Here is a 1,865-nt window from a genome sequence, read left to right as displayed (position 1 = left end):
CCCCGCTGCCCCTGTGCCCCGCCCCCCTAATTTTTCCACCCCCCCAATTTTTGTCCCCCGGTCTGCCCGCCGGGCCCGTGCACAGGAAGTCGGACCCGCCGACTTCCTGTGCACGGTGGCATGGCGGCGCTTCTGCCCCCACCAGGGAAACATGTAGACCGACCGGCATATTTCTCCGCCCTCAGGACTCCGTTCGCAGGCCTCGTCGCGCGGCAAGGCCGGGGGCGAGCCGCCCCGCACAGGAAGTCGGGCAGGCCGACTTCCTGTGCGCACCGCAGGCGCGATCGAATCTGTAGACCGGTCGGTATATTCACTCCAGGCCGACGGCGCGAGCCCGCGGGCAAGGCTGTACGGCGCACGTGTCGCGGTTCCGCAGGGCGGGGTTCAGCGCAGCAGGTGCTCCAGCTGGTCGAGGGCGGTGGGCAGGTCGCGGGGGCGCAGGGCGCCCGGAGGGCGGCGGGGGCCGGTCCAGCCGGGGCCGGCGGTCAGGACGACGGGGCGGGTGCGGGCACCGTGGGGGCCCCAGGCGGTCTCGGCGACACGGCGGGCCAGGGCCCGGTCGGCGGTGCGGGCGACCTGGGACCACAGCAGGACGGCGGGCGGGCCGGTGCGGCGGACCGCTTCCAACAGGGCTTCGGCCGGCAGGGCCGGACCGAACATCCGAAACGGCAGGCCCCGTTCGGCCAGCCCCGCGGCCAGCGCCTCCAGCGGCAGGGCATGCAGTTCGGCGGGCATGCCCGCGAGCAGGACGGCCGGACCCTGCGGCGGCTCGGCCCGGTCGGCGGCGCGGCGCAGAGCGGCGGCGACGTGCCAGGACAGCAGGTGCTCGACCTCGACATAGCGCTCGCCCTCGGCGGCCCACTTGCGGCCGGCGGCGCGCAGGGCGGGCATCATCACCTCGGTCCAGGCGGCGACCGGGCCGAGGGTGTCGACGCTGTGTCGCAGGATCCGGGCGAGCTCGGGGGCGTCGAGGCGAACGGCCGCGCGGGCCAACCCCCGGCATTCGGGGCGGACGGTGCCGACGGGCAGGGTGTTCCCGCCGCCGCGGGCCGGCCCGCCGGCAAGCGACCCCGGCACCTCGCGAGCCTCGGACGGCCCTGGGGCCTCGGCGGCGAGGGCGAGGCGGGCGGCCTCGGCCGGGGTGACGCCGCGAGCGGTCAGGCGGCACATCTCCGCCAGGACGGCGACGTCCCGCGGACTCCACTGGCGGTGGCGCCCGGGGTCGCGCCGGGCGGGGCCGATGCCGTAGCGGCGTTCCCAGGAGCGGACGGTGGTCGGGGAGACGCCGAGCATGCGGGCGAGGGCACCGGTGGTCAGGCTGGCCTGGGTCGGCGGCCGACCGGCGGAGGCAGACACGGGGACGGGAACCGGGACGGGCACATGCGTGAGCCTATGCGGGGCGGGCCGGGGCAGCGGGCGTCGCGGATGCGGGGCGGCGCAGCAGGGCTCGCTCCGCGGAAGCCATCGGTGTGCGCAGGAAGTCGGACCCGTCGACTTCCTGTGCGCGCCCCCCGCGCGGGGGCCCGGGGGGTATGTGTGTGGGTCTAAAACTATTACAGTCCCGGGGGGGGGCGGGGGGGGGGGGGGGGGGGGCGGGGCGGGCGCGCGCCCCGGGGCCGGGGGGGGGGGGGCCGCGGCGCCGCCCCCCCCCCGCCCCCCCCCCCCCCCCCCCACCGCAGCTGCCGAGCTGGAGGGAATATGTAGGTCGGTCTACAGATTTGTCCCCGGCGCGCCGAGAACCCCGGCAGGGCAGGCCCAGGCGCAGAACCATGCCGCCGGCGCGGGGCGGCGGGGGGGGGCCGCGGCGAGCGGTGGGGGCCCCCCCCCCCGGGGCGCGGGGGGGAGGTTGTTGGGGGGTGTGATAG

1 protein-coding gene is annotated in these 1,865 nt (G+C 77.6%); it reads right to left on the bottom strand.

Going from position 1 to position 1,865, the window contains the following annotated elements; translation table 11 throughout:
* Positions 1-384: 384 nt before the first annotated feature.
* Positions 385-1,356 (bottom strand): MerR family transcriptional regulator, encoded by a 972-nt coding sequence (locus ACFV6D_RS38820; protein ID WP_380563450.1) that lies wholly within the window; start codon positions 1,354-1,356, stop codon positions 385-387.
* Positions 1,357-1,865 lie beyond the last annotated feature (509 nt).

Origin of the sequence: Kitasatospora sp. NPDC059812 (assembly GCF_042732075.1) — a bacterium.
Classification (GTDB): domain Bacteria; phylum Actinomycetota; class Actinomycetes; order Streptomycetales; family Streptomycetaceae; genus Kitasatospora.
The sequence above is the reverse complement of the archived record's forward strand: the minus strand, read 5'-3'. Positions and strand labels throughout refer to the sequence as shown.